Genomic DNA, 1259 nt, shown 5'->3' on the forward strand with positions numbered 1-1259 from the left:
GCGCGGCGACGACGACGGGCGGCGCCGGCGCTGCCKCCGGCGGGGGCGCGGCGCATGCGCMCGCCAGCACCAGGGTCGTCGTCGCGACGAGGGCCGCGATCGTCGTGCGAGCCATGCGTCCCCCTCCGTCGTCAGATGCCATGGTGCGCCCCTGCGGAGCACCCGGGCGAACCGACCGTCTGTCGGACTCCGGATCTCACCATGTGGTCGGGTGTTTGACGGTTCTCCGGCCCCGATCTAAATTCCCTACCAATAAGGTCAAGATTTCCAGTGCGAAGCCCCGGCTAGCTGGATGGCAACCCTCCGCATGGTGGGGTGCCCCGGGTGAGGACCTGGTCACGGCGGTTCACCGCCGCCGTCGACAACATGCGAGCCCCGGCGACCGCCGGGACGAAGGGACGGACCATGGACGCGACCGGGGCCACCACCCGCTCGATGCTGACGCGTTCCTGTCCGGCCCTCTGTCGCCGCTGACCGGCTGACCCACCCTCCGCACGCCCCGCGACCGGGGCGCGCGACGCGTACCCCGAAGCGCCCGGCGCTCGGTGAGGCGCGCCCCGAACCAGCACCCAGAACGGACGACCATGCCCCGCCACGCCCATCTCGGCATCGATCTCAGCGACACCGGCGCCCACGCCGCCGCCTGGCGCGACCACGGCTCCCAGGGTCAGCGGCTGTTCGACGCGGCCCGCCTGCTCGAGCTGGTGGCCGTCGCCCAGCGCGGTGCCCTCGACTTCGTGGTCTTCGACGACGACTTCGCGCTCCACCCCAGCCGGAACACGGCCCTGCAGGGCCGGCTCGACTCCGCGCTCGTCGCCGCCCGGCTGGCCCCGCGCACGTCCGGGATCGGGCTCGTCTCGACCGTCGGCACCGCGCACACCGCGCCGGGCCACGTGGCCAAGGCCATCGCCACCATCGACCACGCGAGCCACGGTCGGGCCGGCTGGCAGGTCGGCTCGGACACCCGGATCGATGAGGTGCCGACGCCGGGTCCGCGGTCGACGTCGGCGGCGGACGCGGTCGACGTCGTTGGCCGCCACTGGGACCGGTGGGACGAGACAGCCCCGGCGCGACCCCGGTTCGTCGCGCACGACGGCGTGCACTTCGCACCGAAGCCGTCGACCGCCGCCGGGCGCCCCCCGCAGGGCCGGCCGCCGGTCGTCGTGCGCGCCGACTCGGGCGCCGCCCTCGACCTCGCGGGACGGCACGCCGACGTCGTGCGCGTCCGGGCCACCGGTCCGGACCAGGCCGCGCAGGCC

Annotated in this window: 1 protein-coding gene and 1 riboswitch; the gene reads left to right on the plus strand. The window is 75.0% G+C overall.

Annotated features, from left to right (window positions below; genetic code table 11):
• Nucleotides 1-256 precede the first annotated feature (256 nt).
• Nucleotides 257-374, plus strand: a riboswitch (SAM riboswitch).
• Nucleotides 375-584: 210 nt separating this feature from the next.
• A partial coding sequence (locus tag AC1DQC_RS19720) for an LLM class flavin-dependent oxidoreductase (protein WP_477052928.1) occupies nucleotides 585-1259 on the plus strand: 675 nt, incomplete at its 3' end.

This window comes from Cellulomonas sp. P4_H12 (genome assembly GCF_056400905.1).